The organism is Paraburkholderia strydomiana (assembly GCF_031456815.1).
Taxonomy (GTDB): domain Bacteria; phylum Pseudomonadota; class Gammaproteobacteria; order Burkholderiales; family Burkholderiaceae; genus Paraburkholderia; species Paraburkholderia caledonica.
On the sequence record NZ_JAVDVL010000004.1, the window covers coordinates 553,774 to 577,921 of the forward strand.

Annotated in this window: 18 protein-coding genes; 13 read left to right on the forward strand and 5 right to left on the reverse strand. The window is 63.3% G+C overall.

Annotated features, from left to right (window positions below):
• Positions 1–38: 38 nt before the first annotated feature.
• Positions 39–578: an META domain-containing protein gene (locus J2W46_RS14960; protein ID WP_310354659.1), complete on the reverse strand. Its 540-nt coding sequence runs from the start codon at positions 576–578 to the stop codon at positions 39–41.
• A gap of 239 nt (positions 579–817) precedes the next feature.
• On the opposite strand from J2W46_RS14960, the gene purT reads away from it, so the two are divergent.
• From purT to J2W46_RS14990, 6 genes are all read left to right on the forward strand, one after another.
• Complete coding sequence (gene purT, locus J2W46_RS14965; protein WP_310354661.1) at positions 818–2,041, forward strand: formate-dependent phosphoribosylglycinamide formyltransferase; 1,224 nt, start codon at positions 818–820, stop codon at positions 2,039–2,041.
• A 91-nt stretch (positions 2,042–2,132) separates the two neighbouring features.
• Positions 2,133–2,360 carry a DUF6726 family protein gene (locus J2W46_RS14970; RefSeq protein ID WP_310354706.1) on the forward strand — a complete coding sequence of 76 codons (228 nt, stop codon included), beginning with the start codon at positions 2,133–2,135 and terminating at the stop codon, positions 2,358–2,360.
• A 22-nt stretch (positions 2,361–2,382) separates the two neighbouring features.
• A complete protein-coding gene (locus J2W46_RS14975) occupies positions 2,383–2,739 on the forward strand; it encodes an MliC family protein (RefSeq protein ID WP_310354663.1) in 357 nt (118 codons plus the stop codon).
• Positions 2,740–3,009: 270 nt separating this feature from the next.
• Entirely contained in the window at positions 3,010–4,662 is a 1,653-nt protein-coding gene (locus J2W46_RS14980; RefSeq protein ID WP_020065334.1) for an acetolactate synthase large subunit, read from the forward strand.
• Positions 4,663–4,722: 60 nt separating this feature from the next.
• Positions 4,723–6,159, forward strand: coding sequence for an aldehyde dehydrogenase family protein (locus J2W46_RS14985; protein ID WP_310354665.1), 1,437 nt, complete (start codon positions 4,723–4,725; stop codon positions 6,157–6,159).
• Between the two features lie 371 nt (positions 6,160–6,530).
• Positions 6,531–7,991 (forward strand): DEAD/DEAH box helicase, encoded by a 1,461-nt coding sequence (locus tag J2W46_RS14990; protein WP_087751231.1) that lies wholly within the window; start codon positions 6,531–6,533, stop codon positions 7,989–7,991.
• Between the two features lie 134 nt (positions 7,992–8,125).
• Here J2W46_RS14990 and gluQRS read toward each other — a convergent pair whose 3' ends face one another.
• Together gluQRS and J2W46_RS15000 are read right to left on the reverse strand one after the other, a co-directional pair.
• Positions 8,126–9,022, reverse strand: a complete 897-nt coding sequence (gene gluQRS, locus J2W46_RS14995) for a tRNA glutamyl-Q(34) synthetase GluQRS (protein WP_310354667.1) — start codon at positions 9,020–9,022, stop codon at positions 8,126–8,128.
• 20 nt (positions 9,023–9,042) lie between these two features.
• On the reverse strand, positions 9,043–9,906 hold the full coding sequence (locus J2W46_RS15000) for a sulfurtransferase (RefSeq protein ID WP_310354669.1): 864 nt from the start codon (positions 9,904–9,906) through the stop codon (positions 9,043–9,045).
• A 361-nt stretch (positions 9,907–10,267) separates the two neighbouring features.
• On the opposite strand from J2W46_RS15000, the gene dnaE reads away from it, so the two are divergent.
• On the forward strand, positions 10,268–13,858 hold the full coding sequence (gene dnaE, locus J2W46_RS15005) for a DNA polymerase III subunit alpha (protein WP_310354671.1): 3,591 nt from the start codon (positions 10,268–10,270) through the stop codon (positions 13,856–13,858).
• A 52-nt stretch (positions 13,859–13,910) separates the two neighbouring features.
• Here dnaE and J2W46_RS15010 read toward each other — a convergent pair whose 3' ends face one another.
• Positions 13,911–14,675 (reverse strand): glycosyltransferase family 2 protein, encoded by a 765-nt coding sequence (locus J2W46_RS15010; protein ID WP_020065341.1) that lies wholly within the window; start codon positions 14,673–14,675, stop codon positions 13,911–13,913.
• A gap of 249 nt (positions 14,676–14,924) precedes the next feature.
• On the opposite strand from J2W46_RS15010, the gene msbA reads away from it, so the two are divergent.
• From msbA to J2W46_RS15040, 6 genes are all read left to right on the forward strand, one after another.
• Positions 14,925–16,718, forward strand: a complete 1,794-nt coding sequence (gene msbA, locus J2W46_RS15015; RefSeq protein WP_020065342.1) for a lipid A export permease/ATP-binding protein MsbA — start codon at positions 14,925–14,927, stop codon at positions 16,716–16,718.
• A gap of 129 nt (positions 16,719–16,847) precedes the next feature.
• Positions 16,848–17,924: a glycosyltransferase family 4 protein gene (locus tag J2W46_RS15020; RefSeq protein ID WP_310354708.1), complete on the forward strand. Its 1,077-nt coding sequence runs from the start codon at positions 16,848–16,850 to the stop codon at positions 17,922–17,924.
• A 361-nt stretch (positions 17,925–18,285) separates the two neighbouring features.
• Complete coding sequence (locus J2W46_RS15025; RefSeq protein WP_310354674.1) at positions 18,286–19,413, forward strand: glycosyltransferase family 9 protein; 1,128 nt, start codon at positions 18,286–18,288, stop codon at positions 19,411–19,413.
• A complete protein-coding gene (locus J2W46_RS15030) occupies positions 19,413–20,768 on the forward strand; it encodes an O-antigen ligase family protein (protein ID WP_310354676.1) in 1,356 nt (451 codons plus the stop codon). The genes J2W46_RS15025 and J2W46_RS15030 overlap by 1 nt, the downstream gene beginning before the upstream one ends.
• Entirely contained in the window at positions 20,768–22,003 is a 1,236-nt protein-coding gene (locus J2W46_RS15035) for a glycosyltransferase (protein WP_310354678.1), read from the forward strand. The genes J2W46_RS15030 and J2W46_RS15035 overlap by 1 nt, the downstream gene beginning before the upstream one ends.
• 140 nt (positions 22,004–22,143) lie before the next feature.
• Positions 22,144–23,067: a recombination-associated protein RdgC gene (locus tag J2W46_RS15040; protein WP_131316635.1), complete on the forward strand. Its 924-nt coding sequence runs from the start codon at positions 22,144–22,146 to the stop codon at positions 23,065–23,067.
• 274 nt (positions 23,068–23,341) lie between these two features.
• Here J2W46_RS15040 and J2W46_RS15045 read toward each other — a convergent pair whose 3' ends face one another.
• Positions 23,342–23,806 (reverse strand): VOC family protein, encoded by a 465-nt coding sequence (locus J2W46_RS15045; protein WP_310354681.1) that lies wholly within the window; start codon positions 23,804–23,806, stop codon positions 23,342–23,344.
• Positions 23,807–24,148: the final 342 nt, after the last annotated feature.

A 24,148-nucleotide genomic window follows, 5' to 3' on the forward strand; every position in this document is an offset into this window, starting at 1 on the left:
TGGCGCGCCGACTAATCCGCACGCCGCCCGAGCTACTGCTACTTCGCGCTGCGCTCGAACACCAGCGTATCGCCGTTATCGAGCACCAGCTGCATTTGCTGCGGCTCACGCATCTGCACGCCGGTCCGTTCGATGTGCGTCAGCGCGCTCAGGTAGGTGCTTTCAATCTGCCCGCCCGGCGTCGCGCAAGCCATGCGCGTGCCGCCCAGCGTGCCGAAACTGAGCTTGCCGTCTTTCAGCGAGTACGAGCCCATATAGCGATTGCAGCCGGAAAAGCCGCTCGCGTGGCGCTGGCCCGTCGCGGTCGAAAGCGTGAGTGTGATCGGCGCGCCGAGATTCGCGAACGGAATCGTGCGGGCCGTGCCGTCCGACTGCTTCCATCCGGTGAGAACCCAGCTCGTGTCGTCGAGTAATTGAGTTGCGGCGGGGTTGAACGGGTCGGGCGCGGGGGCTTCCGAATCCGGATGCTTCGGAATCGCGCAGGCGCCGAGCAGCGCCGCGACGCTCAACGCGGCGAGGACCGTGCGCGCAAATGGAGCAATGCCCGCAAGACGTCGCGTGGAGAAGCTTGGATGCATGGCGTCGTTCCTCTTGAAACTGGCAAAGGCGTAAGGGTAACGCACTCGGTGCGTCGAGCGCTCACGCAGATTGCGGCAGCGCCCCTATTGCGCCGCATTTGAGGTCAGCGCGCGGCAGCTCTTCGAGCGCACCGCGCAGATCGGAGCGGTCGCCGCGAGCAAGGCGCGGCGAGGGGCCCGCATGTTAACATCGTGCTCTACCCAATCCCACCCTCATCCGACTTTTATCTGGAGACCCCATGCAGATCGGCCAACGGATCGGCACGCCGCTTTCTGAATCCGCCACGCGCGTCATGCTGCTCGGCGCCGGTGAACTCGGCAAGGAGGTGATCATCTCGCTGCAGCGGCTGGGCGTCGAGGTCATTGCCGTCGACCGTTATCCGAACGCGCCGGGCCATCAGGTCGCGCACCGCACGCACGTGATCGACATGACCGACGGCGCCGCGCTGCGCGCGCTCGTCGAGCAGGAACGCCCGCATCTGATCGTCCCCGAAATCGAGGCGATCGCAACCGACGCGCTTGCCGCTATCGAAAGCGACGGTCTTGCCGAGGTGATTCCGACCGCGCGCGCCACGCAGCTCACAATGAACCGCGAAGGCATCCGCCGTCTTGCCGCCGAAGAACTCGGCTTGCCCACCTCGCCGTATGCGTTCGCCGATTCGCTCGATGAACTGCGGGCGGGCATCGCCAAGGTCGGTTATCCGTGCGTGGTGAAGCCGGTCATGTCGTCGTCGGGCAAGGGGCAATCGGTGCTGAAAAGCGACGCCGACGTCGAGCCCGCCTGGCAGTATGCAATGGCCGGCGGGCGAGTGAATCACGGCCGCGTGATCGTCGAAGGCTTTATCGACTTCGACTACGAAATCACGCAGTTGACCGTGCGCGCCGTCGATCCGTCGACTGGTGAAGTCGCCACGTACTTCTGCGATCCGATCGGTCATGTGCAGGTGGCGGGCGACTACGTCGAATCGTGGCAGCCGCAGCCCATGAGCCCGCTCGCACTCGAACGTTCGCGTGAAGTCGCGCACAAGGTGACGGCCGCGCTCGGCGGCCGTGGCCTCTTCGGCGTGGAACTTTTCGTCCGCGGCGATGACGTATGGTTCTCGGAAGTGAGCCCGCGTCCGCACGACACGGGTCTCGTTACGCTGTGCTCGCAACGCTTTTCGGAATTCGAATTGCACGCGCGCGCAATTCTGGGTTTGCCGGTCGATACGTCGTTGCGCGCGCCTGGTGCGTCGGCGGTGATTTACGGCGGGCTCGATGAAGCGGGCATCGCCTTCGAAGGCGTTGCTGCAGCGCTCGCCGTGCCGAATGCGGACCTGCGCCTTTTCGGCAAGCCGGAGAGCTTCGTCAAGCGCCGCATGGGCGTGGCGCTGGCAACAGGCGGCGACATCGACGAAGCACGCTCGCGCGCGAAAGAGGCCGCGGCGGCGGTGCGTCCGGTGTCGGGAAAGTCTGCGCAATGACGCGCTCGCGAGCGTGCCGGCCAGCCCGGGGCGATCGCAGCCTGATTGTCCGAGCCCACGAATGAATGGTCTCACCGAAGTCGAGGCACGAATGTCGCAGGAATCCGGCAGCACAGTGACGCGCGGCTCAACCCGGCACGGCAACGCCGTTCGTCTCGGCGCTCTTGGCGTGTTGGTCGCGCTTTGCGCGGCGTTGACGGGCTGCGGGCTCGCCGCTGCACCGTGCCGAATTGCGTCCGCCGGTCTGAAGATCGTGCCGGTGGTCGGGCACGTGGCCGCCGCGCCGACCGACGCCTGCGCCGACGTCATCGACCCTTGATCAGCAACGAGCGGGGCATTCAATGAAGAAAAGGCTGGTTGCAGTGAGCCTCGCGGCAATGTGTGGTTATGCGTTCGCCGCGCCCTTGCATCTCGACGACGTTCAGGCGAAAAATCGTCAAACGCGTAAATACACCTGCGCGACCGGCAGGATCCTGCACGTCACCTACTGGAATACGGCCAACGGCCAGAGCTTCGCGCTCGTGCCCGTGAAGGGCAAACAACTGCTATTCGTCAACACGATCGCCGCGTCCGGCGTGAAATATCAGGCCGGCAGCTTTACATGGTGGACCAAGGGTCCGCGCGCCGATCTCTACGACGCCATGGCTGGCGAAGGCGCGCCGCCAGTTCTGTCCGACTGCATCACCCTCAATCGCTGAAGGTCGGCCGAAGCCGTGCCGGAATCCCGGCTCGATATCATCGAGCGGCCGGCCGAAGCCGTCGGCCTTTTGTTCTCTCGCGCTGCAGTGTCTCCGTGCGCGCATCATTTCTTCCCGAGTAGTAAGCTGTCCGGCGTGGCATTGCGCGTGTCGTCGTGACTGTTGTCGCCGTTGCTGTCTCTGCGGTCGTCCTGAGTCTCCGATCGTCCGTTTCCGCTCACCCACGGCCAGGCCTTGCGCCCGCGTCCGTACCATCAAGCGAGACCCTCCATGAAAGCATCCGACCTGTTCGTCAAATCGCTGGAAGCCGAAGGTGTCGAGTATGTGTTCGGCATCCCCGGCGAAGAAAATCTCGATCTGCTCGAATCGCTGCGCCGCTCGAAAATCCGCTTGATCCTTACGCGTCATGAACAGGCAGCGGGCTTCATGGCCGCGACCTACGGACGTCTGACGGGCCGCACCGGCGTGTGTCTTGCAACGCTCGGCCCGGGCGCGACCAACTTCGTGACGGCGGCGGCCTACGCGCAGCTGGGCGGTATGCCAATGCTGATGGTCACGGGCCAGAAGCCGATCAAGTCGAGCAAGCAGGGCCATTTTCAGATTGTCGATGTCGTGCGGATGATGGAGCCGCTCACCAAGTACACGCGCCAGATCGTGTCCATCGCCAATATTCCGGCCGCGGTGCGCGAGGCCGTGAGGCAGGCCGAGGAAGAGCGCCCGGGCGCCACGCACCTCGAGTTGCCCGAAGACGTCGCGCACGAAGAGGGCGACGGCAAGCCGATTCCGAAGAGCTACAGCCGGCGTCCGGTCGCCGAGGAAAAAGCGGTCGCGCGAGCCGTTGAAGCCATCATGAAAGCGAAGCATCCGTTGCTGATGATTGGCGCAGGAGGCAACCGCAAGACCACGACGAAGATGCTGCGCGAATTCGTCGACCAGACCGGCATTCCGTTCTTCACCACGCAGATGGGCAAGGGCGTAATCGACGAATCGCATCCTATGTGGCTCGGCAACGCCACGTTGTCCGACGGCGACTTCGTGCACCGCGCGATCGATCACGCCGACTGCATCATCAATGTCGGGCACGACGTGATCGAGAAGCCGCCGTTCTTCATGCGCAGCGGCGAAGCCGGCGAGAAAACGGTGATTCACGTCAACTTCCTCGGCGCGGAAGTCGATACCGTGTATTTCCCGCAGATCGAAGTGGTCGGCGACATCGCCAATGCGGTGTGGCAGCTAAAGGAGAGCCTGAAGGAGCGCCAGGAACACTGGGATTTCACGCGCTTCAAGGAGATCAAGGAGCACTTCGAGGCGCATCTGGTGAAAGGCCAGCACGACGACCGCTTTCCGATGTACCCGGTGCGGCTCGTCAACGACGTGTACGAGACCACGCCCGTTGACGGCATCGTGTGTCTGGACAACGGCATGTACAAAATCTGGTTCGCGCGCTACTACCGTGCGCACGAACCCAATTCGCTGCTGCTCGACAACGCGCTTGCTTCGATGGGCGCCGGCCTGCCGTCCGCAATCGCCACCAAGATCGTGCACCCGGACCGCAAAGTCATGGCCGTGTGCGGCGACGGCGGCTTCATGATGAATTCGCAGGAACTGGAAACGGCGGTGCGGCTGAAGCTCGATCTCGTGATCCTGATTTTGCGCGACGACGCGTTCGGCATGATCCGCTGGAAGCAGGAGAACATGAACTTCCCCGATTACGGCATGACGCTCGCCAATCCGGACTTCGTCGCGTACGCGCAGAGCTATGGGGCGAAGGGGCACCGGGTCGAAGCGGCGGCGGAATTCGCACCGCTGCTGCGCGAATGTTTTGCCACGCCGGGCGTGCATGTGATCGACGTGCCCATCGACTATTCGGATAACGAGCGCGTGCTGAACCGCGAGATCAAGCGGCTTTCCGCGCAACTGTGAGCGGTGCGGGCTGCTTCGGCGCCGCGCTGTCGCTGTGACCTATCGGAAGGAGAATGCGTCATGCTGAACAAGACTTACCCGTACTACCTCGCGAACGAAGCCGTGGCGGCGAACACGGATCTCGAAGTCACCGACAAATTCAGCGGTGAAGTCGCAACGCGTGTCGCAATGGCCGACGCGGCCGCGATCGACAAGGCAATCGGCTTCGCCGTCGAAGCGATGCCCGCAATGCGTGCGTTTGCTCCGTTCAAGCGCCAGGCGGTGCTCGAGCATTGCGTGAAGCGCTTTCGAGAGCGTTACGACGAGCTGGCGCTCGCGCTGTGCATCGAGGCAGGCAAGCCGATCAACGACTCGAAGGGCGAGGTCACGCGCCTGATCGACACGTTCAAGGTAGCCGCCGAGGAAGCCGTGCGGATCGACGGCGAGATCGTCAATCTGCAAATCTCGCCGCGCGCCAACGGTTACCACGGCTATGTGAAGCGTGTGCCCATCGGTCCGTGTTCGTTTATCTCGCCGTTCAATTTTCCGCTGAACCTGACCGCGCATAAGGTCGCGCCCGCAATTGCCGCAGGCGTGCCGTTCGTGCTGAAGCCGGCGAGCCGCACGCCGGTCGGCGCGCTGATCATGGGCGAGATTCTCGCCGAAACCGACTTGCCGAAGGGCGCCTTTTCGATTCTTCCCGCGCACCGCGACGGCGCAGATCTCTTCACGACCGACGAACGCTTCAAGCTGCTGTCGTTCACGGGCTCGCCGGCGGTGGGCTGGGAACTGAAGAAAAAGGCGGGCAAGAAGAAGGTGATTCTGGAACTCGGCGGCAACGCGGCAGCGATTGTCGACGGCGATCAGGGCGGCAAGCTCGACTATGTCGTCGACCGGCTCGCGTTCGGCGCGTTCTATCAGTCGGGGCAAAGCTGTATCGGCGTGCAGCGGATTCTCGTGCACGCAAGCATCTACGATGCGCTGCGCGAGAAGTTGATCGCCAAAACCAGGTCGCTCGTGATGGGCGACCCGAAGGACGAAAAGACTTTCGTCGGGCCGATGATTTCCGAATCCGAGTCAAAGCGGCTCGCCGGCTGGATGGAAAGCGCGGTGCAGGCGGGCGCGACGATCGTCGCGGGCGGCAAGGTGGACGGCGCAATGTTCGAGGCCACGCTGCTCGAAGGCGTTAAGCGCGACACCGACCTGTATCGCAAGGAAGCGTTCGGGCCGGTCGCCATTCTGGAGCGTTTCGACGATTTCGGCGTCGCGCTCACGACCGTCAACGACAGCGACTTCGGCCTCCAGGCGGGCGTGTTTACCGATTCTCTGGCGCACGCGCATCGCGCGTGGGACGAACTCGAAGTGGGCGGCGTGGTGATTAACGACGTGCCGTCGTTTCGCGTCGATAACATGCCGTACGGCGGCGTGAAGGACTCGGGGCTCGGACGCGAGGGCGTGCGCTATGCGATCGAAGACATGACAGAACTGCGTCTGATGGTGATGCGCGAGACCTGGTGAGGTGCGGGAGTTGGTGCGGCGGCGCAAAACCGCTTTTCCCTCTGTCATGCGACTGTCGTTTGAACGCACTACGCTCGCCGAGCGAGGCGCACGGCGGCGCACGGCGGCGCACGGCCGCGCGCGCCGGCACGCGCCGCCGGGCTTTCGCCGCATAAGCAGAAAGCCGGCGCCTGCGCCATGAGTGTTTTTGCTGAAGTGCTACAATACCGGCCTTTCCGGTGGGTGTTTCCGCCGGCCGGAGCCGGCCGCATCCTTTCCCGCAACGACGGGTCCTGTGCGGAACGCCGTGGCTCCGCCTTCATCCTGATGCCTTCTGCGGTTCCGACCGCTGCCGCGCGCACGCGCCAAGCGCATTTTTAGCGAAAGCCACCATGTCCGACACAGCCGTCACCCCCAGCACTGCGACCTTCGATCAATTCGGTCTCGCACCCGACATCCTGAAAGCGGTCAAAGAATCGGGCTACACCACGCCCACGCCGATTCAGGAGCAGGCGATTCCTGTCGTGCTGGCAGGCCGCGACGTCATGGGCGCCGCGCAAACCGGCACCGGCAAGACCGCAAGCTTCTCGCTGCCGATCATCCAGCGCCTGTTGCCGCAGGCCAGCACGAGCGCTTCGCCCGCCCGCCATCCGGTGCGCGCGCTGATTCTCACGCCGACCCGCGAACTGGCCGATCAGGTTGCGGCGAACGTTCAGTCGTATGCGAAGCACACGGCGCTGCGCAGCGCCGTTGTTTTCGGCGGCGTGGACATGAACCCGCAGTCGGAGCAGTTGCGCCGCGGCGTCGAAATTCTGATCGCCACGCCGGGCCGCCTGCTCGACCACGTGCAACAGAAAACCGCCAACCTCGGGCAGGTTCAAATCCTCGTGCTCGACGAAGCCGACCGGATGCTCGACATGGGCTTCCTGCCGGACTTGCAGCGCATTCTGAATCTGCTGCCGAAAGAGCGTCAGACGCTGCTGTTTTCGGCCACTTTCTCCGGCGAAATCAAGAAGCTGGCTGCCACATATCTGCGCAATCCGCAGACTATCGAAGTGGCGCGCAGCAACTCGACCGCGACCAATGTCACGCAGATCGTCTACGAAGTGGCCGAAGGCGACAAAACTGGCGCGGTGGTTCAGTTGATCCGCGAGCGCGGCCTGAAGCAGGTAATCGTGTTCTGCAACAGCAAGATCGGCGCGAGCCGACTTGCGCGCAGTCTGGAACGTGACGGCGTGGTCGCGACCGCGATTCACGGCGATCGCTCGCAAAACGAGCGGATGCAGGCGCTCGACGCATTCAAGCGAGGCGAGATCGAAGCGCTGGTTGCCACCGACGTCGCCGCCCGCGGTCTGGACATCGCCGAACTGCCGGCTGTGATCAACTTCGATTTGCCGTTCAACGCCGAAGATTATGTGCACCGCATTGGCCGTACGGGCCGCGCGGGCGCTTCCGGCGACGCTTTGTCGCTGTGCAGCCCGAACGAGCGCAAGCAGCTGGCGGATATCGAGAAACTGATCAAGCGTCCGCTGGAAGTTCTGCGTCTGACCGTCGAGGCGCCCGTGCGTCATCATCACGAAGAGCGCGCACCGCGGCGTGAGCGCAGCGAGGGCCGTGACGAGCGGGGTGGTCGCCGCCGCTCGGGCGCGCCGTCGGGTTCGTTCGACCGCCCGCATCATCATCGTGCGCAGCCTGTGGACGACTTCTTCCTGAAGCCTTATGAACCGTCGCCTGCTTCGGTTCGCAAGGGCGAAGAGGCCGAGGCCGCCGGGTCGGCGCCGCAGAAGTCGTCTTCGAAGCAGCCGCTTGCGGCATTGCTGGGCGGCTTTGGCATGCCGCGCAAATCGTCGTAAAAGAGGGCGGCCGACAGTTTCAGGGTTGGCGCTGTTGCGCCGGGCGCTTGATTTAGACCGGCGGAAGTAGCTTTTCAGCGCTCATGCGAATGGCGGCCTTGGGCTTCATGGCTTGCATGCAGCGCAGCGCCAGGTCATATCGCCGAGCGCATGCGCTTTGCCCACGCCGCGGTCGCCGCAGTGTAGAAATCGTCCAGCGTCGTGCAGGCTTTGACGCTTGCGTCACCATCCAGATTCAATCCCAGATGCCGCGCGGCCGCGTTCAGCGCTTCGAGCGGCTTATCGCAGTCGAGCGCGCTCGCTCCATTCTGTTTGCTGAGCTTTTCACCATACTGGTTCGTCACCACAGGCACGTGCAAGTACCGTGGCGTTGGCACGCCGAGGCATCGCTGCAAGTAAATCTGCCTTGCCGTTGAATCCATCAGATCTGCGCCTCGCACAATGTGCGTGATGCCCGCGTCGGCGTCGTCGACTACTACCGCCAGTTGATACGCCCACTGGTCGTCCGCGCGTCTCAGCACGAAATCGCCGACGTCGGTGGCGAGATTCTGCGTCTGCTTGCCCTGCCAGCGATCTTCGAAGGCGATCACGGCCGCGTCGTCGTCCGGCACGCGCAGGCGCCACGCGCGCGCCGGCTTGCCGTGCAGTCCGTTGCGACACGTGCCCGGATAGGCGAGCGTGGTGTTACGCGTATGTGCGTGCAGCAGCGAGTCGGCGATTTCCTTGCGCGTGCAGCCGCACGGATAGACTAGGCCAGCCGCCTTCAACTGGTCGAAGGCCTGCTGATAACGCGCGATGCGTGTGCTTTGCCAGACGGGTGGCTCGTCGGCGTACATGCCGAAGCGTTCGAGCGTGGCGAGAATGTCTTGCGCGGCGCCCGGCACGGTGCGCGGTCCGTCGATATCTTCAATGCGAACCAGCCATGCGCCGTGATGCGCCCGGGCGTCGAGCCAGCTTGCGAGCGCACTCACCAGCGAGCCGAAATGCAGCGGGCCGGTGGGCGAGGGCGCGAAGCGTCCGCGATAGTTCATGAGTCGGCAAGCACCGCCGTTCAGGCAGCGCGAGCCGCCTTGCTGTCCGGATGACATGCCGGACACGTCTTGCCAGGCACGTACATTGGCGACTTCTGCGCTTCAGGCGTGACCACCGCGCGGCAGCCGAAGCATTGCGCGGTCGCGGTGGGCTCGAGTTGCGGATTGAGCGCAGTGCGGTAATCGAACACGAAGCAGTCGCCGTGATAATGCGCGCCGCCCACTTCCTCGAAATACTTGAGGATGCCGCCTTCGAGCTGATACACGTGCTCGATACCCACTTCCTTCATGTGAATCGCGGCCTTCTCGCAGCGAATCCCGCCCGTGCAGAACGACACGACGGTCTTGCCTTCCAGGTCGGCACGGTTGTGCTCGATAACTTCCGGAAACTCGCTGAATTTCGTGATGCGGTAATCGAGGGCGTTGTCGAACGTGCCGACGTCTACTTCGAACGCGTTGCGCGTGTCGAGCATGACGACCGGGCGGCCCTCGTCGTCGTGGCCGCGGTCGAGCCAGGCTTTCAGCGTAGGCGCGTCGACGAACGGCGCGCGGCCCAGCTCCGGCCGGATGGCCGGCTTTTTCATTGTGATGATTTCGCGCTTGAGCTTCACCAGCATGCGCGTGAACGGCTGCTTCTCCGACAGGCTTTCCTTGAATTGCAGGCTCGCGAACTTGCCCTCGAAGAGCGGATCGTGACGGATGTAGTGGATGAACGCGTCGGTGTCCTCGCGCGTGCCCGCGACGAACAGGTTGATGCCTTCCGGCGCCAGCAGAATGGTGCCGCGCAGGCCGAGCGCGTTGCAGCGCTCCGTGACGTGCGGGCGCCATGCGGCAGTGTCTTCGATGGTCGCGAAATGGTACGCGGCGAGATTGACGATACTCATGAATGTCCAGCGGTAATAAGTGGCGGCGTTGTGCGTGACGGGCGCGGTGGGCTGCTGCCGGATGGTCGCGTGCGGGGAAAGCCCGCAGCGTGAAGCCCGGTGCCCGAAGCCGCGGCCACGTCGAACGCGGCAAAACCCGTATTATCCCTCAAGCCGGCGCTTTCCCCGACTCGGCCGAATGGCCAGTCAGTTGCGTTAGCGCAAATGGCCTGCAAACTTGCGCGCATCGGTCCGTACAAGGCTGGGGGAGACCTTGCAAAAGTCCCGAAAACGCCAAGGCGCGGCGCTGTGAAGTCAGCGTCCTACGCCGGATGGCTAACACGGGGTTTTGCGCTGAAATCTCCGGGAGGGTGGAGTTACAATGTCGCCCATGTCAGATCCCCGCTTCGTTCATCTCCGCGTCCACTCCGAATTCTCGATTGCCGACGGCATCGTGCGTCTTGACGACGTCGTCAAGGCGGCTGCCCAGGACGGTCAGGGCGCGCTCGCCCTCACCGATCTCGGCAACGCGTTCGGCCTCGTCCGTTTCTATAAGGAAGCGCGCGGCAAAGGGGTCAAACCCATTGCCGGCTGCGACGTCTGGATCACCAATCCGGACGACCGCGACAAGCCTTCGCGCCTGCTGCTGCTGGTTAAAGACCGTCGCGGCTACCTGAACCTGTGCGAGTTGCTGAGCAAGGCTTCCCTCACGAACCAGTATCGCGGTCGCGCGGAAGTCGAGGCTGGCTGGCTGGAATCCGGTTTGGGCGAGGGCTTGCTCGCATTGTCGGGGGCGCAGCAGGGCGACGTCGGACTCGCGCTTGCCGCGGGCAATCAGGAAGCGGCAAAGCGCAACGCGCTGCATTGGGCAAAGGTCTTCCCGGGCGGCTTCTACATCGAGTTGCAGCGTTGCGGTCAGCCGGGCGGCGAGCAGTATGTCCAGCAGGCGGTCGCGCTCGCAGCTTCGTTGAAGCTGCCGGTAGTCGCCACGCATCCCATGCAGTTCATGACGCCCGACGACTTCACCGCGCACGAAGCGCGCGTGTGCATTTCGGAAGGCGACATTCTCGCCAATCCGCGGCGCCAGAAGCGCTTCACGCCCGAGCAGTATTTCCGCACGCAAGAGGAAATGGCCGCGCTCTTCGCGGATATTCCGTCGGCGCTTGCCAATACGGTGGAAATCGCCAAGCGCTGCAATCTCACGCTCGAACTGGGCAAGCCGAAACTGCCGCTCTTTCCGACGCCCGACGGCATGTCGCTCGACGACTACCTCGTGCATCTGTCGAAAGAAGGGCTCGAAAAGCGTCTCGAGCAGTTGTACCCGGACGAAGCGGAGCGCGCCGCGCAGCGCGACACGTATTATCAGCGGCTCGAGTTCGAGTGCGGCACGATCATCAAGATGGGCTTTCCGGGCTACTTCCTGATCGTCGCGGACTTCATCAACTGGGCGAAGAACAATGGCGTGCCTGTCGGCCCCGGCCGCGGTTCGGGCGCGGGTTCGCTCGTCGCCTATGCGCTCGGCGTGACCGACCTCGATCCGCTGCGCTATAACCTGCTGTTCGAGCGTTTCCTGAATCCGGAACGCGTGTCGATGCCCGACTTCGACATCGACTTCTGCCAGCACGGCCGCGACCGCGTGATCCAGTACGTGAAGGAGAAATACGGCGCAGACGCCGTGTCGCAGATCGCGACGTTCGGCACGATGGCGGCGAAGGCGGCGGTGCGCGACATCGGCCGCGTGCTCGATCTCGGCTACATGTTCACAGACGGCATCGCGAAACTTATTCCGTTCAAGCCGGGCAAGCACGTCACGATCGCCGACGCGATGAAGGAAGAGCCGCTTCTGCAGGAGCGCTTCGACAACGAAGACGAAGTGCATCAGCTGCTCGAACTCGCGCAACGCGTGGAAGGCCTCACGCGTAACGTCGGCATGCACGCGGGCGGCGTGCTGATCGCGCCGGGCAAGCTGACCGATTTCTGCCCGCTCTACACGCAGGGCGACGAAAGCGGCGTCGTGAGCCAGTACGACAAGGACGACGTCGAAGCGGTCGGCCTCGTGAAGTTCGACTTTCTGGGTCTCACCACACTGACCATTCTCGATTGGGCCGAGCGTTATATCCGCCGTCTCGATCCGTCGAAGAAAGACTGGTCGCTCGGGCAAGTGCCGCTCGACGACCCGGCGTCGTTCTCGATCCTGAAGAAAGCGAATACGGTCGCCGTGTTCCAGCTGGAAAGCCGCGGCATGCAGGGCATGCTGAAAGACGCGCAGCCGGACCGCTTCGAGGACATCATCGCGCTCGTCGCGTTGTACCGTCCGGGCCCGATGGACCTGATCCCGAGCTTCTGCGCGCGTAAGCATGGCCGCGAAGTGGTCGAGTATCCTGACCCGCGCGTCGAACCTGTTCTGAAAGAGACCTACGGCATCATGGTCTACCAGGAGCAGGTGATGCAGATGGCGCAGATCATCGGCGGCTACTCGCTGGGCGGCGCCGACTTGCTGCGTCGCGCGATGGGTAAGAAGAAGGCCGAGGAAATGGCCCAGCATCGCGAGCTGTTCCGCCAGGGCGCCGCGAAGAACGGGCTGACCGGCGAGAAGGCCGACGAAATCTTCGACTTGATGGAGAAGTTCGCGGGTTACGGCTTCAACAAGTCGCACGCGGCCGCGTATGCGCTCCTCGCGTATTACACCGCGTGGCTGAAGGCGCACCATCCGGCGGAATTCATGGCGGCGAATATGTCGCTCGCCATGGACGACACGGACAAGGTCAAGATCCTGTTCGAAGACTGTCTCGCCAACAAGATGGTGGTGCTGCCGCCGGACATCAATCTGTCGGCGTATCGTTTCGAGCCGGTGGCGGAAGCCGACGGCAAGCGCTCTAAGACCATCCGCTATGGTCTCGGCGCGATCAAGGGCAGCGGCCAGAATGCGATCGAGGAAATTCTGCGCGCGCGCGAAGACGGTCCGTTTATCGACATCTTCGATTTCTGCAACCGGATCGACCGCCGCGTCGTGAATCGCCGTACGGTTGAAGCGCTGATTCGCGCAGGCGCGTTCGACACCTTGCATCAGAATCGCGCGCAGCTGATCGCGTCGGTTTCGCTCGCCATGGAAGCTGCCGAGCAGGCGAGCGCGAATGCGCTGCAAGCGGGACTCTTCGACATGGGCGACGCGCCGTCGCAAGGCCACGAACTGGTGGACGAACCGGAGTGGCCCGAAAAAAAGAAGTTGCAGGAAGAGAAGGCCGCGCTCGGCTTCTACCTGTCGGGCCATCTGTTCGATGCGTACAAGGCCGAAGTGCGTCGCTTCGTGCGCCAGAAAATCGGCGAGCTGAAAGAAGGGCGCGACAAGCTGGTTGCCGGCATCATCGCGTCGCTGCGCACGCAGATGACCCAGCGCGGCAAGATGCTGATTGCGCTACTCGACGACGGCACCGGTCAATGCGAAGTGACGGTCTTCAACGAGACCTTCGAAGCGAACAAGCAACTGTTCAAGGAAGACGAGTTGCTGGTCGTGCAGGGCCAGGCACGCAACGACGCGTTCACGGGCGGTATCCGCTTCACGGTCGACACGGTCATGGATCTGGGCCGCGCGCGTTGCCGCTATGCCGAGGCCGTGAAAGTGCAGATGAACGGCAACGCTGACGCATTGGCATTGCGGCGCGTGCTCGAAGCACATAGCGCGGGTAAAGATGAGCCGCAGGCAGTGCCGGCGCCGGCGGCTTCATCGCGCGGCGGCAACGGCGGTGGGCGAAACGGCGGCGGCGGATTTGGTGGCGGCTATGGCGGCGACAATGGGCGGCAACGTCAGCCGGTCCAGATCCCGAACGGCCTCGCCGTTCAGGTGGTGTACCGCAGCGAGAACGCGGAGGGCGAAATGCGTCTTGGCGACGCCTGGCGCGTGAAGCCAACCGACGAACTGCTTGCCGACCTGCGCGGCCAGTTCGCCGGCAGCGCGATCGAAATCGTGTATTGATGCAAGCGCCGCTGGCGCCGATGCGGGCGCCGCCGCGTACGCCCTGCAGGCGCTACTGCGAGCGCCGCTCTTCGCCGAGCCTCGCGAGTTTGAGGAACCGGTAGTACACCGTCTCGGCGTTGAACACGGCGATCATGAAGCCGGCGCGGCCGTCCAGAAAACCGCGCCGCAACAGGTAGGTTCGCACGAACGCCCAGGCGCCGCGGCCAAGCGCCTTGCCGAAGCTGCCGCGTTGACCCGCGGCGTGACGCTGCAGCGCGCCGGCGGTCGAATAGGCGTCGAGCTTGCGTAATACGCCCTCGAAGTTTTCGTACGAGTAGTGCATCAGCTTGCCGGCGAGGCGTTGCGCCGGTGTATCGAACACCAGACGTTCGTGAACCAGATCGTCGGAAAAACGCGCGGTGCCGCGTTTGAAGAGACGCGGAATCCAGTCCGGATACCAGCCGCTGTGGTGAATCCAGTGCCCGCAAAAACTCGACAGTCGGTCCACTGCATAAACGTCCGCGGTGGGTGCTGCGAGCGCTGCACGGATAGCGGCCGCGAGTTCCGGCGAAACGATTTCGTCGGCGTCGAGCGACAAAATCCATGTGGTGGTGAGCGCGTCCACCGCGCGGTTCTTTTGCGGGCCGAACCCTGGCCAGTCCGTTTGTTCGATCACCTGCGCGCCGTGTGCCCGCGCGATTTCAGCTGTGCCGTCGGTGCTGCCGCCGTCGATCACGACGATCTGATCGGCAAAGGCCACGGACTGCAGACATTCGGCCAGCCGCGCCGCCGCGTTTCTGGTGATGATGGCGACGCCGAGGGTGATTTCTTGCATACCTGAATTGCCTGATCGCGGAATGGACTGGAGGCGGAATGACCGGACGGATCGCGCAAAAGCGCGCGATGGAGCGCAACGGGTCGCGGAAGTATACACAGCCTGTCCGATCCTTCGCTAACCGGGATCGTCGCGCCAAAACGTCAGCCGACCGTCAACTCCAACCGTTTACAATGCTTCTTTTCGATCTTCGCGCGGCGGGCGGCCCGTTGCCGGCGCGAATCTCGTACCGCATTCCCAGAGGATTCCTTGAGCGCGAAGCCAACGTTAAGCAAACCCATCGGTGAAGGTGAGGCGTCGTCCCCCGCCGTCGTTTTCCGCCGCCTGTGGCCGTTCATCAAGCCGCTCCTGTGGGTGATCGTCGGGGCGATCGTCGCAATGGCGGTCAGCGCCGGCACCGACGCGGCCATCCCCGCGTTGCTCAAGCCGCTGCTCGACAAAGGCTTTGGCGCGCATGCGAGCGACAACGCAAAATGGTTCGTGCCGGCCGCTGTCATCGGCCTCGCGCTGATCCGCGGTGTATCGCAATATGCGTCGGGCTACCTGCTCGCATACGTATCTAACAAGATTCTGCTCGAACTGCGCCTGAGAATGTTCGACCGCATGATTCACACGAGCGTCGCGTTTTTTCAGCGCGAAACCGCGAGCACGGTGATCAACGCGATCGTCTTCGAGGTCAACCAGATTCTCAACGTGCTGTTGGGCGTGATGGTGACGTTAGTGCGCGACTCGCTCACTGTGATCTTCCTGCTCGGCTATCTGTTCTATCTGAACTGGCGTCTGACGCTGATCGTGGCGGTACTGCTGCCGGGCATCGGCTGGCTGGTCGGCAAGATCAACCGCCGGCTGCGGCGTCTGAACCGCGAGCATCAGCTGCTCACGAACGAGCTGTCTTATATCGTCGAGGAGACCGTGGGCGGCTACAAGGTCGTCAAGGTTCATAACGGCGAAAAGTACGAAATGGACCGCTTTACGTCCATGAGCAAGCGCCTGCGTGGCTATGCAATGCGCATGACCGTGTCGGGCGGCCTTGCTCAACCGCTGACACAGTTCCTCGCGTCTATCGCGCTCGCCGTCGTGATTACGATCGCGGTGGTGCAGTCGTCGTCGGATCAGACCACGGTCGGCGGCTTTGTCGCATTCGTCACGTCAATGCTGCTGATCATCTCGCCGCTCAAACACCTCATGGATGTGAACCAGCCGCTGCAGCGCGGCATGACGGCGGCCGAGCTGATCTTCGGTCTGATCGACGAGCCTGCGGAGCCTGCGGGCGGCGGCAAGCCGCTCGAACGCGCGCGCGGCGAAGTTGAGTTCCGCAACGTCTCGTTTATGTACAGCACCAACGCCACGCATAACCGTCACACGCTCGACCATGTGTCGTTCAAGGTTGCGCCAGGCGAGATGGTGGCGCTCGCGGGCCCGTCGGGCAGCGGCAAGACTACCTTGGTGAATTTGCTGCCGCGCTTTTTCGATCCGACCGGCGGCGAGATTCTGGTCGACGGAGTTCCGATTGGCGACTACGACCTTCACGCGCTGCGCAGCCAGATCGCAATGGTTAGCCAGGACGTCGTGCTCTTCAACGACACCGTGGCCAACAACGTCGCCTACGGCCAGACCGCAGATCGGGACAAGGTCAACGCGGCGCTCCGGGCGGCCAATTTGTGGGACACGGTCGAGGCTATGCCCAACGGCATAGACACGCTCGTGGGCGACAACGGCATGATGCTCTCCGGCGGCCAGCGGCAACGTCTCGCAATCGCGCGTGCCATCTACAAGGACGCGCCCATCCTGATTCTCGACGAAGCAACTTCAGCGCTGGATTCCGAGTCTGAGCGCCACGTGCAGGCCGCGCTCGAAACGCTCATGAAAGGCCGCACGACGCTCGTCATTGCGCACCGTCTGTCGACCATCGAGCGCGCAAACCGGATTCTCGTGATGGAGGCGGGGCGAATCGCCGAAAGCGGCAGCCATCGCGAGTTGCTCGCGCAAAACGGACTGTATGCACATCTGCATCGCATTCAGTTTCAGCAGAGCGCGGCGTAACGCGCACGACGTCAGCCTCCGGCGGTCTTGTCTGCCACGAATCGGTCCGCCACCAGGCGGTCCGTTTTGCCGGACCGCGCCCCATCTCCGATAACGTTTGACGAGGCGCTCGCGCGCGCTGTCTGAATGATGAAACTTGGACTTTCCAGCAACGCATTGCAGCACAGCGGCGGCCTAGAGCGCTATGCGATGGATCTCGTGCGAGGCTTCGCGGCACGCGGCGTCGAGCTTGCATTTTTTGCGCGTCGTTTCGATACGTCTCTGCCCGAAAGCGGCATGGTCGAACGGCACCGCATCAATGTGTCGTTCCTGCCGGGCAAACTGCGCGACCGCTGGTTCTCATGGCGTTTGCGCTCGGCGCGCCGAGCGGCGCACGTCGACTTGCTGATTGGCTGCAACCGCGTTGACTCGTCGGATATCGCCATCTGCGGCGGTACGCATCTTGGTTTTCTTCAGGCGACGGGGCGCACGCAGAAGCGCTCGGACCATTGGCAGATCGAACTTGAGCGGCGCCAATACGCGCGCTCCAAAGTCGTCGTCGCCCATTCGCAACTCATGCACGACGAATTGCGCGGACTGTACGAGGTCGACGAAGCAAAAATCCGTGTGTTGTATCCGCCCGTCGATGGAACACGTTTCAAGCCGACCGATGCGGCCAGTCGCGCCGCCCTGCGGCGTAAATACGGTTTTGCAGATGACGAGATCGTTCTGCTGTTTCCATCCAGCAGTCACGAGCGCAAGGGGTTGCCGCTCATCGAAGCGGCGTTGCGGGATACGTCGCTGCCGATCGTGGTGGCGGTGGCGGGGCGCCCGCCCGCGCGCACTTCGGAACGGCTGCGCTACATCGGCTACGTCAAGGAACTCGCGGAGTGTTATCAGGCCGCCGATTTCACTATTCTTGCATCGACGTACGAGCCCTTCGGCCTCGTCGGCATCGAATCGGTGATGTGCGGCACGCCGGTGATTTTCCCGTCGAACATCGGTTGCTGCGACGCTATCGCCTCACATGCAAAGTTTGTCTTCGAGCCGGGCGACGTGGCCGACCTGCGGGCAACGCTGGCGCGAGCGGTCGCGGCACATCGCGACCACGCGCGCCTCGCGCCGCCCGAACTCACCGACGCCGCCGCGGTCCGCTATGACCCGAGCGTGGCCGCTCACGTCGATGCGTTGCTGAGCCTGGCAAAGCAGATCGCACCGGCCTCGTAGGTCTCGCCACTCTTTGCGGGACGGCGCGCGCGCGCCGCCAGGCACGGTCTGGCGTCGTTTTGCGCGAGGGCCACATGTTATAATTTTGCGATATCGACGCTTGAAATTAACGCTTGAATTCGGCTTGATCTCATTCGAGCCGAACACCCCCTTTACTTCACCGGGCTTCGATGCCCGCGAGGACAGGCGGCGGGCCAGCAGCGCCGTCGCCGGGGCGCGCCTACCCGTCACGACGGGGCCGCAGCCGCCGCACTGATCTGTCGAAAAGAATACGCTGGAGATTGTGCATGGCGAACGCGACCTCGCGCCGGGTATCGGCGTACAGCAAGATCGCGGCGGAAATAAACGCGCCGATGAGCCTATGAGTCGGCTTGCCGGGCGTCTTCTTACCTTCAGGTCGGCTATTCCGCGACTGCTCGCCAAGCCTTTGCGCCGCGAGCCGCAGAGCATCCGCCGTATCCTGATCGCGCATCATCTTTTGCTTGGCGATACGTTGCTGCTCACGCCGCTGCTCGCCAAGTTGCGTGCGCAATATCCGCAAGCGGACATTCTTCTGGCCTGCCCGAAAGCCATCGTGCCGCTATATGCGGGGCGGCCTTTCGGCGTGAACGCGTTGCCGTTCGATCCGCGCGATCCGGCGTCCGTGCGAAACGTTTTGCTTTCCGGACCTTACGACCTTGGCCTCGTGCTCGGCGATAACCGCTATAGCTGGCTCGCGCTCGCGGCCGGCTGCCGGTGGATCGTCGGACACTCCGGCGACAAGCCCGCGTGGAAGAACTGGCCGCTCGACCGGAGCGTGCCATATCCCAATGCGCCCGAGGCGTGGGCCGACCTCGCCGCGCAACTAATAGAAGGGCCGCCTCCGCGCGCTTACCGTCCCGCCGATTGGCCGGCGCCTCCGCATCGCGCGTTGCCCGAGCCGGCGCAGTTCACAAAACGTTATGTGGTGCTTCATCCGGGCGCGAGCGGGAGCGTCAAGCGCTGGCCGAATGCGCGCTGGCTCGAGCTGGCGGGGCGAGTCGAAGCACTGGGTTATCTGCCGGTGTGGACCGGCGGGCCAGGCGAAGCGGATCTGATCCGCGCGATCGACCCGCAAGCGCGTCATCCGAATCTGGCGGCTCAGTTCGGTCTCGGCGAGTTGTGGCATCTGTTTGCCGGTGCAGAGGCCGTGGTTTGTCCCGATACCGGAGTCGCCCATCTTGGGCGCCTGATCGGGGTGCCTACGCTTGCGCTTTTCGGTCCCGGCAACGCGCAGATTCATGGCGCGGGACGCTACTGGAGCGAGGTGCCGTTCGTGCCGATCACCGTCGCCGACATGCCGTGTCGCGATCAGCCTTTTATCTTCCGCCGCGAGGTAGCATGGGTGCGGCGCTGCGATCGCAACGAGACGACCTGCGTCGCGTGGCGTGGCGACCACGCCGAGTGCATGGGCCAACTCACGGTCGAGTCGGTATTCAATGTTTTGCAAAATATCCTGGTGAAAGCGTAATGACTCACACGGCTGCGCGAGTGGAGCGCCTGTTCTGGGTTGCCTGTCCGGTCCTGCTGTTCGTGGTGATGTTCGGCCACATGACGGCGATTGTCTTCAACGCGCTCGCGTTGCTTGCGCTCGGTGTCGCGGCGGCTGCCTTTTCGGCGGACCGTCCGCCGCTCGTGCGCTGGCCGCTGCTGCTGCCCGTCGCCGCGTGGGCGGGGTGGGGGCTTGCTTCGGTGGCGTGGTCGCCGTATCCGATGGTCAGCCTGCACGCGTGGTGCGACGAGGTGCTCTATCCGCTGGTGTCGTTCTGGGGCTTCTGGCTGTTCGGCAGCCAACTGCGGCGACCCGAGCCCGTGGTCGCCGTCAACTGGCTTGCGTGCCTTGCGCTCGCCACGATCAGCGCGCTCAACTGGGGGCATCTGCAACCCCCTACGGCCAACACCTTCCCGTTGCATTTCTATAATCGCGTCGGTCATACCAGCACGCTTGCGGTGTTCTCGATGGCGCTCTTCGCCGGCTTCCTGTTGCGTCCGCGCTGGCGCGTGGTCGGCGCGAGCGGCATTGTGCTGTGCCTCTTTATCGGGCTCGCGACGCTCAACCGGTTCTTCTGGCCGGCCGCCGCCGTAACGCTTCTCGTCGCGTTATATCCGCTGTATCGGCGCCGCCTCATGCTCGCGGTGCTGGCCATTGCCGTGGTGGGTGCAGCCGGCGTCGGCACGCTCGAACTCAGTTCCCGCTTGCGCACGAGCGGTGCCGCGCCCGAGGTCACGCAGGCGCGCGACGTCGTGATCGACGGTCACCAGGTCTACGTGCCGGGCTCACTGTCGGCCATCGGCGATACGGTATCGGCCGATACGCGCCCGAAGTTGTGGGCGTTCTATGTCGGCCAGGCCGAGCATCACGCTTGGGCCGGCATCGGTTTCGGCAAGCCATTGCCGGGCATCGTCTATCGCAATGCAATGCCGCCTGCGTTGCTGGCGGCAGAACCGCAAGCGCTGACGCATGCGCACAACCTGTTCATTAACACCTGGCTGCAGACGGGCTTCATTGGCGTGGTGCTGCAGACGGCGCTGTTGCTAAGCCTGGTTGCGCGATTCTGGCGGTATCAGCGAGCAGAACCGTGGTTATGCGCTGCAGGCGTCGCACTGGTGGCCGGCATGATCGCGAAAAACATGACCGATGACTTCATGTGGCAGACGACCATGCTGGCGTTCTGGTCGTTCGCGGGCCTCCTGCTGGGGTACGCGGAGCACGGCAGAGCTTCGGCTGGATCTTCGCAAAGCGTTGAGCGCACCATGTCCACGGCCGGGCGGGTCGAACCGCTACGCGAATCGCAGACCGTCAAGCTGGATGAAAAAGGGCGGTAATGAGCGAGACATTGAAGGCCGCAGAGACCGACCGCGCCCCGCTGCGCATTCTGTTTCACATCAACGACTTCGGTAAGGGCGGCACCGAGACGGCGTTGCTGTCGTGGCTCAAGACACTGGACCGCCGGCTGTTCGCTCCGAGCCTCTCGGTGGCCTATCCGACCGACGACCTGGCGTTCTGGCGCGCGCATTCCATTCCCGACGACGTCGATGTCCATGTGCTCGCTTCATCGGAATGGATGGTCGCGCTGCATAAGAAAGCGCGTCAACGCAAACTCGGCCTCGGCGAGAAGCTGTTGCACAAGGCGCTGACCTACGGCGCGATCCGGCCGCTGGCGGCGCGTCGGATGCGACGCCTCGCGAGCCAGCATGACCTGGTTTGCGACTTCGATTTTTCGCTGCGTCATCTGGCAGGCTGTTGTGGCGTGCCGTGGATTGGCGTCAGTCACTTCAGCCTCGCCGCGCGGCTTGGCAACAAGAGCGAGCGTTATGTTGCCCGCCGCGTCCGGCATTTCGCACGTTACTCGGCGGTAGCCGTGCTAACGCCGGCCATGCTGCGCGAAGCGCGCGAGCTTTTCGCGACAAGTCATGTGGACGTTACCGAGTTGCCGAACGTGATCGACATCGATGCGTTGCGGCGTGCGGCGTCCGGGCAGATCGAACGTCCGGCGGATTCGTTCATTGTGTCGGTGGCGCGTCTGGACGAAGGTCAGAAGGACCACAAGACGCTGCTGCGAGCCTACGCCCAATTGCGCGAGCGTGGCCGCTGCAGCGCGGCGCTTGTGCTGATCGGCGAGGGCAGGGACCGAGGCGAGCTGGAGCAACTCGCGCACGAACTGGGGATCGCCCCGTCCGTGCATTTCCTGGGCTTTTGCGCGAACCCATCGCCCTATATCAGGCAGGCGGAGCTGCTAGTGCTGAGCAGCCGCTATGAGGGCTTCGGCATGGTGCTTGGCGAGGCCATGGCGCTCGGCACGCCGGTTCTATCGACGGATTGCCCGACCGGCCCGCGCGATCTGCTGGAGGGCGGCAAAGCCGGCCTGCTAGTACCGCCGGGCGATGTCGACGCGATGGCGCTGGCCATGGAACGTCTTCTCACCGAGACCGAACTGCGCCGTAGCCTCGTGCAGGCAGCTTCACAAAAGGTCGCCAGTTTTGCGCCCGCAAGCGCGAACCAGCGGATGCTCGCACTGGCCTCGAGGCTGTTGAAGGAGAGGGCGGCGACGCCTCGGTGAGCCGTGGCTTCGATTGCGTGGCGGTTGCGTTAATCTCTAAGCGCTGGTCCTCCGGCGTCGCTCGCCGAGATCGTCAGCATGTCGGGCGACCTGCCAGATAGAGATAGAATGGTGCGCTTTGCCCGTACTCGACTCTGCCCATGTGGTTCAAAAACCTTCAGCTTCACCGCCTTCCCGCGCCGTGGTCCGTTACTCCCGAACAGATGCAGAAGTGGCTCGCGCCGCATGCTTTCGCGCCCGGCAATAGTGTCGAGATGCAAAGCCATGGCTGGGCGTCTCCTCGCGACAACGATTCGCTCGTGTATGCACTCAACGGGCAGATGCTGCTCACGTTTCGCACCGAAAAGAAACTGCTGCCGGCTTCGGTCGTCACGCAAGTCACCAAGGCGCGCGCCGCTGAACTGGAAGAGCAGCAGGGTTTCAAACCAGGCCGCAAACAGATGCGCGAACTCAAGGAGCAGGTCACCGACGAACTGTTGCCGCGCGCTTTCAGCATCCGGCGTGATACGCGCGTGTGGATCGATTGCCGCAACGGCTGGCTGGTCATCGACGCAGGTTCGCAAGCAGTTGCCGACGAAGTGCGCGGGTTGCTGGTGAAGTCGATCGACCAGTTGCCGCTTGGCACCGTGCGCGTTACACAATCGCCGGTTGCGGCCATGACGGGTTGGCTGCTGTCGGGCGAGGGGCCCGCTGGTTTCACGCTCGATCAGGACACCGAGTTGCGCTCACCGGCGGAAGGCAACGCAACCGTGCGTTACGTCGGACATACTTTGGACGCCGAAGATATGCGCCGTCATATCGAGGCCGGCAAGCAATGCATGCGGCTTGCGATGACGTGGAACGATCGGGTCTCGTTCGTACTGACGCCTTCGCTGACGATCAAGCGCATTGCACCGCTCGACGTGCTGAAGGAAGCCAGCGATCCGACCGCGCAGAACGACGACGAACGCTTCGACTCGGATTTCACGCTGATGACTGCGGAACTCGATCGCATGCTGGGCGACCTGCTCGACGCGTTGGGCGGAGAGCAGGTTGACGCGGTGTTGCAGGCCGCGGCGGCTTGAGGGGGTAGTGCGTTCCAGAAGACCTGGTTTTGCGCTTACACCAGGCTTGGCTTCCGGGAGGCGGGAAGTCCGCTCGATCCCGTAGTCGGGGGAGGGCAGCGGTTACGATGCACAGGCTCGCTCAAGGAGCCGTGACCCGGTTCAGCGTAACGGCGAAAACAACTACCGTATCAATGAGTTGAGGAAGTTGTGGGGTGGTTATGCACAGACTACTGAACAGAATCTGTGGGTAACTTCACCCCGCCACTCCCCTCCAGGCATTCCGCCTCGACAATTACTTCATCGCCGCCATGGCCTGCTGGATCTCTTCGGTGCTGAGATCGCGCTTATGCGTGGCCAACGACCAGCTATGTCCGAACGGGTCTTTCAGCTGGCCGTAGCGGTCGCCCCAGAACATGTCGGCGACAGCCATCTTGACGGTCGCGCCCGCATCGACGGCTTGCTGGAAACTGGCGTCCACGTCTTCGACGTAGTGGTGGATCGTCACCGGCGTGCCTTGCAGGTGGTTCGGTCCGAACGCCTGGTGTTCGGGCCGTTCGTCGGTGAGCATCAGCATCGAATCGCCGATTTTCAGGCACGCGTGCATTACCTTGCCGCCCGGTCCCGGCAGCCGGAACTGTTCGACGGCGTTGAAGGCTTTCGTGTAGAACGCGATGGCTTCGGCTGCGTTTGCGCAGATCAGGTACGGCGTGAGCGAGTGCATCCCTTCCGGGATCGGTTTGACAGCAGGGCTGCTCATGACGGCGACTCCTTGAAGTAACAGGTTCGTGGATTGAAAGTCCGACTGTTTCAGCCAGGCTCCCAACGTTACGACGAGCACGTCACCGCCGGATCGACACTCCGTAAAAAATATTTTCGAGCACGAACGTGCGCGTACCGGCGAGGTTGAAAGGCCTGAAAGTCGCTTGTCGGCCGATTCTGTTGAAAAAGTCGGCGGCGATGCGGAATGTTAGGTATCCTGGAAGGCATCAAACGACGGGAGTGAATCGTCATGATGGGTCTATATGAACGCGTCCCGTTTGAGCAAGTTATCGTGTGTTGTGGCAGACAGGCTGGCTTGCAGATCTATATCCGGCCTTGT

Excerpts from the sequence above, each read along its gene's own strand:
- J2W46_RS14960 (WP_310354659.1), bottom strand. The coding sequence starts at position 578 with ATGCATCCAAGCTTCTCCACGCGACGTCTTGCGGGCATTGCTCCATTT.
- purT (WP_310354661.1), top strand. The coding sequence starts at position 818 with ATGCAGATCGGCCAACGGATCGGCACGCCGCTTTCTGAATCCGCCACG.
- J2W46_RS14970 (WP_310354706.1), top strand. The coding sequence starts at position 2,133 with ATGTCGCAGGAATCCGGCAGCACAGTGACGCGCGGCTCAACCCGGCAC.
- J2W46_RS14975 (WP_310354663.1), top strand. The coding sequence starts at position 2,383 with ATGAAGAAAAGGCTGGTTGCAGTGAGCCTCGCGGCAATGTGTGGTTAT.
- J2W46_RS14980 (WP_020065334.1), top strand. The coding sequence starts at position 3,010 with ATGAAAGCATCCGACCTGTTCGTCAAATCGCTGGAAGCCGAAGGTGTC.
- J2W46_RS14985 (WP_310354665.1), top strand. The coding sequence starts at position 4,723 with ATGCTGAACAAGACTTACCCGTACTACCTCGCGAACGAAGCCGTGGCG.
- J2W46_RS14990 (WP_087751231.1), top strand. The coding sequence starts at position 6,531 with ATGTCCGACACAGCCGTCACCCCCAGCACTGCGACCTTCGATCAATTC.
- gluQRS (WP_310354667.1), bottom strand. The coding sequence starts at position 9,022 with ATGAACTATCGCGGACGCTTCGCGCCCTCGCCCACCGGCCCGCTGCAT.
- J2W46_RS15000 (WP_310354669.1), bottom strand. The coding sequence starts at position 9,906 with ATGAGTATCGTCAATCTCGCCGCGTACCATTTCGCGACCATCGAAGAC.
- dnaE (WP_310354671.1), top strand. The coding sequence starts at position 10,268 with ATGTCGCCCATGTCAGATCCCCGCTTCGTTCATCTCCGCGTCCACTCC.
- J2W46_RS15010 (WP_020065341.1), bottom strand. The coding sequence starts at position 14,675 with ATGCAAGAAATCACCCTCGGCGTCGCCATCATCACCAGAAACGCGGCG.
- J2W46_RS15020 (WP_310354708.1), top strand. The coding sequence starts at position 16,848 with ATGAAACTTGGACTTTCCAGCAACGCATTGCAGCACAGCGGCGGCCTA.
- J2W46_RS15025 (WP_310354674.1), top strand. The coding sequence starts at position 18,286 with ATGAGTCGGCTTGCCGGGCGTCTTCTTACCTTCAGGTCGGCTATTCCG.
- J2W46_RS15030 (WP_310354676.1), top strand. The coding sequence starts at position 19,413 with ATGACTCACACGGCTGCGCGAGTGGAGCGCCTGTTCTGGGTTGCCTGT.
- J2W46_RS15035 (WP_310354678.1), top strand. The coding sequence starts at position 20,768 with ATGAGCGAGACATTGAAGGCCGCAGAGACCGACCGCGCCCCGCTGCGC.
- J2W46_RS15040 (WP_131316635.1), top strand. The coding sequence starts at position 22,144 with ATGTGGTTCAAAAACCTTCAGCTTCACCGCCTTCCCGCGCCGTGGTCC.
- J2W46_RS15045 (WP_310354681.1), bottom strand. The coding sequence starts at position 23,806 with ATGAGCAGCCCTGCTGTCAAACCGATCCCGGAAGGGATGCACTCGCTC.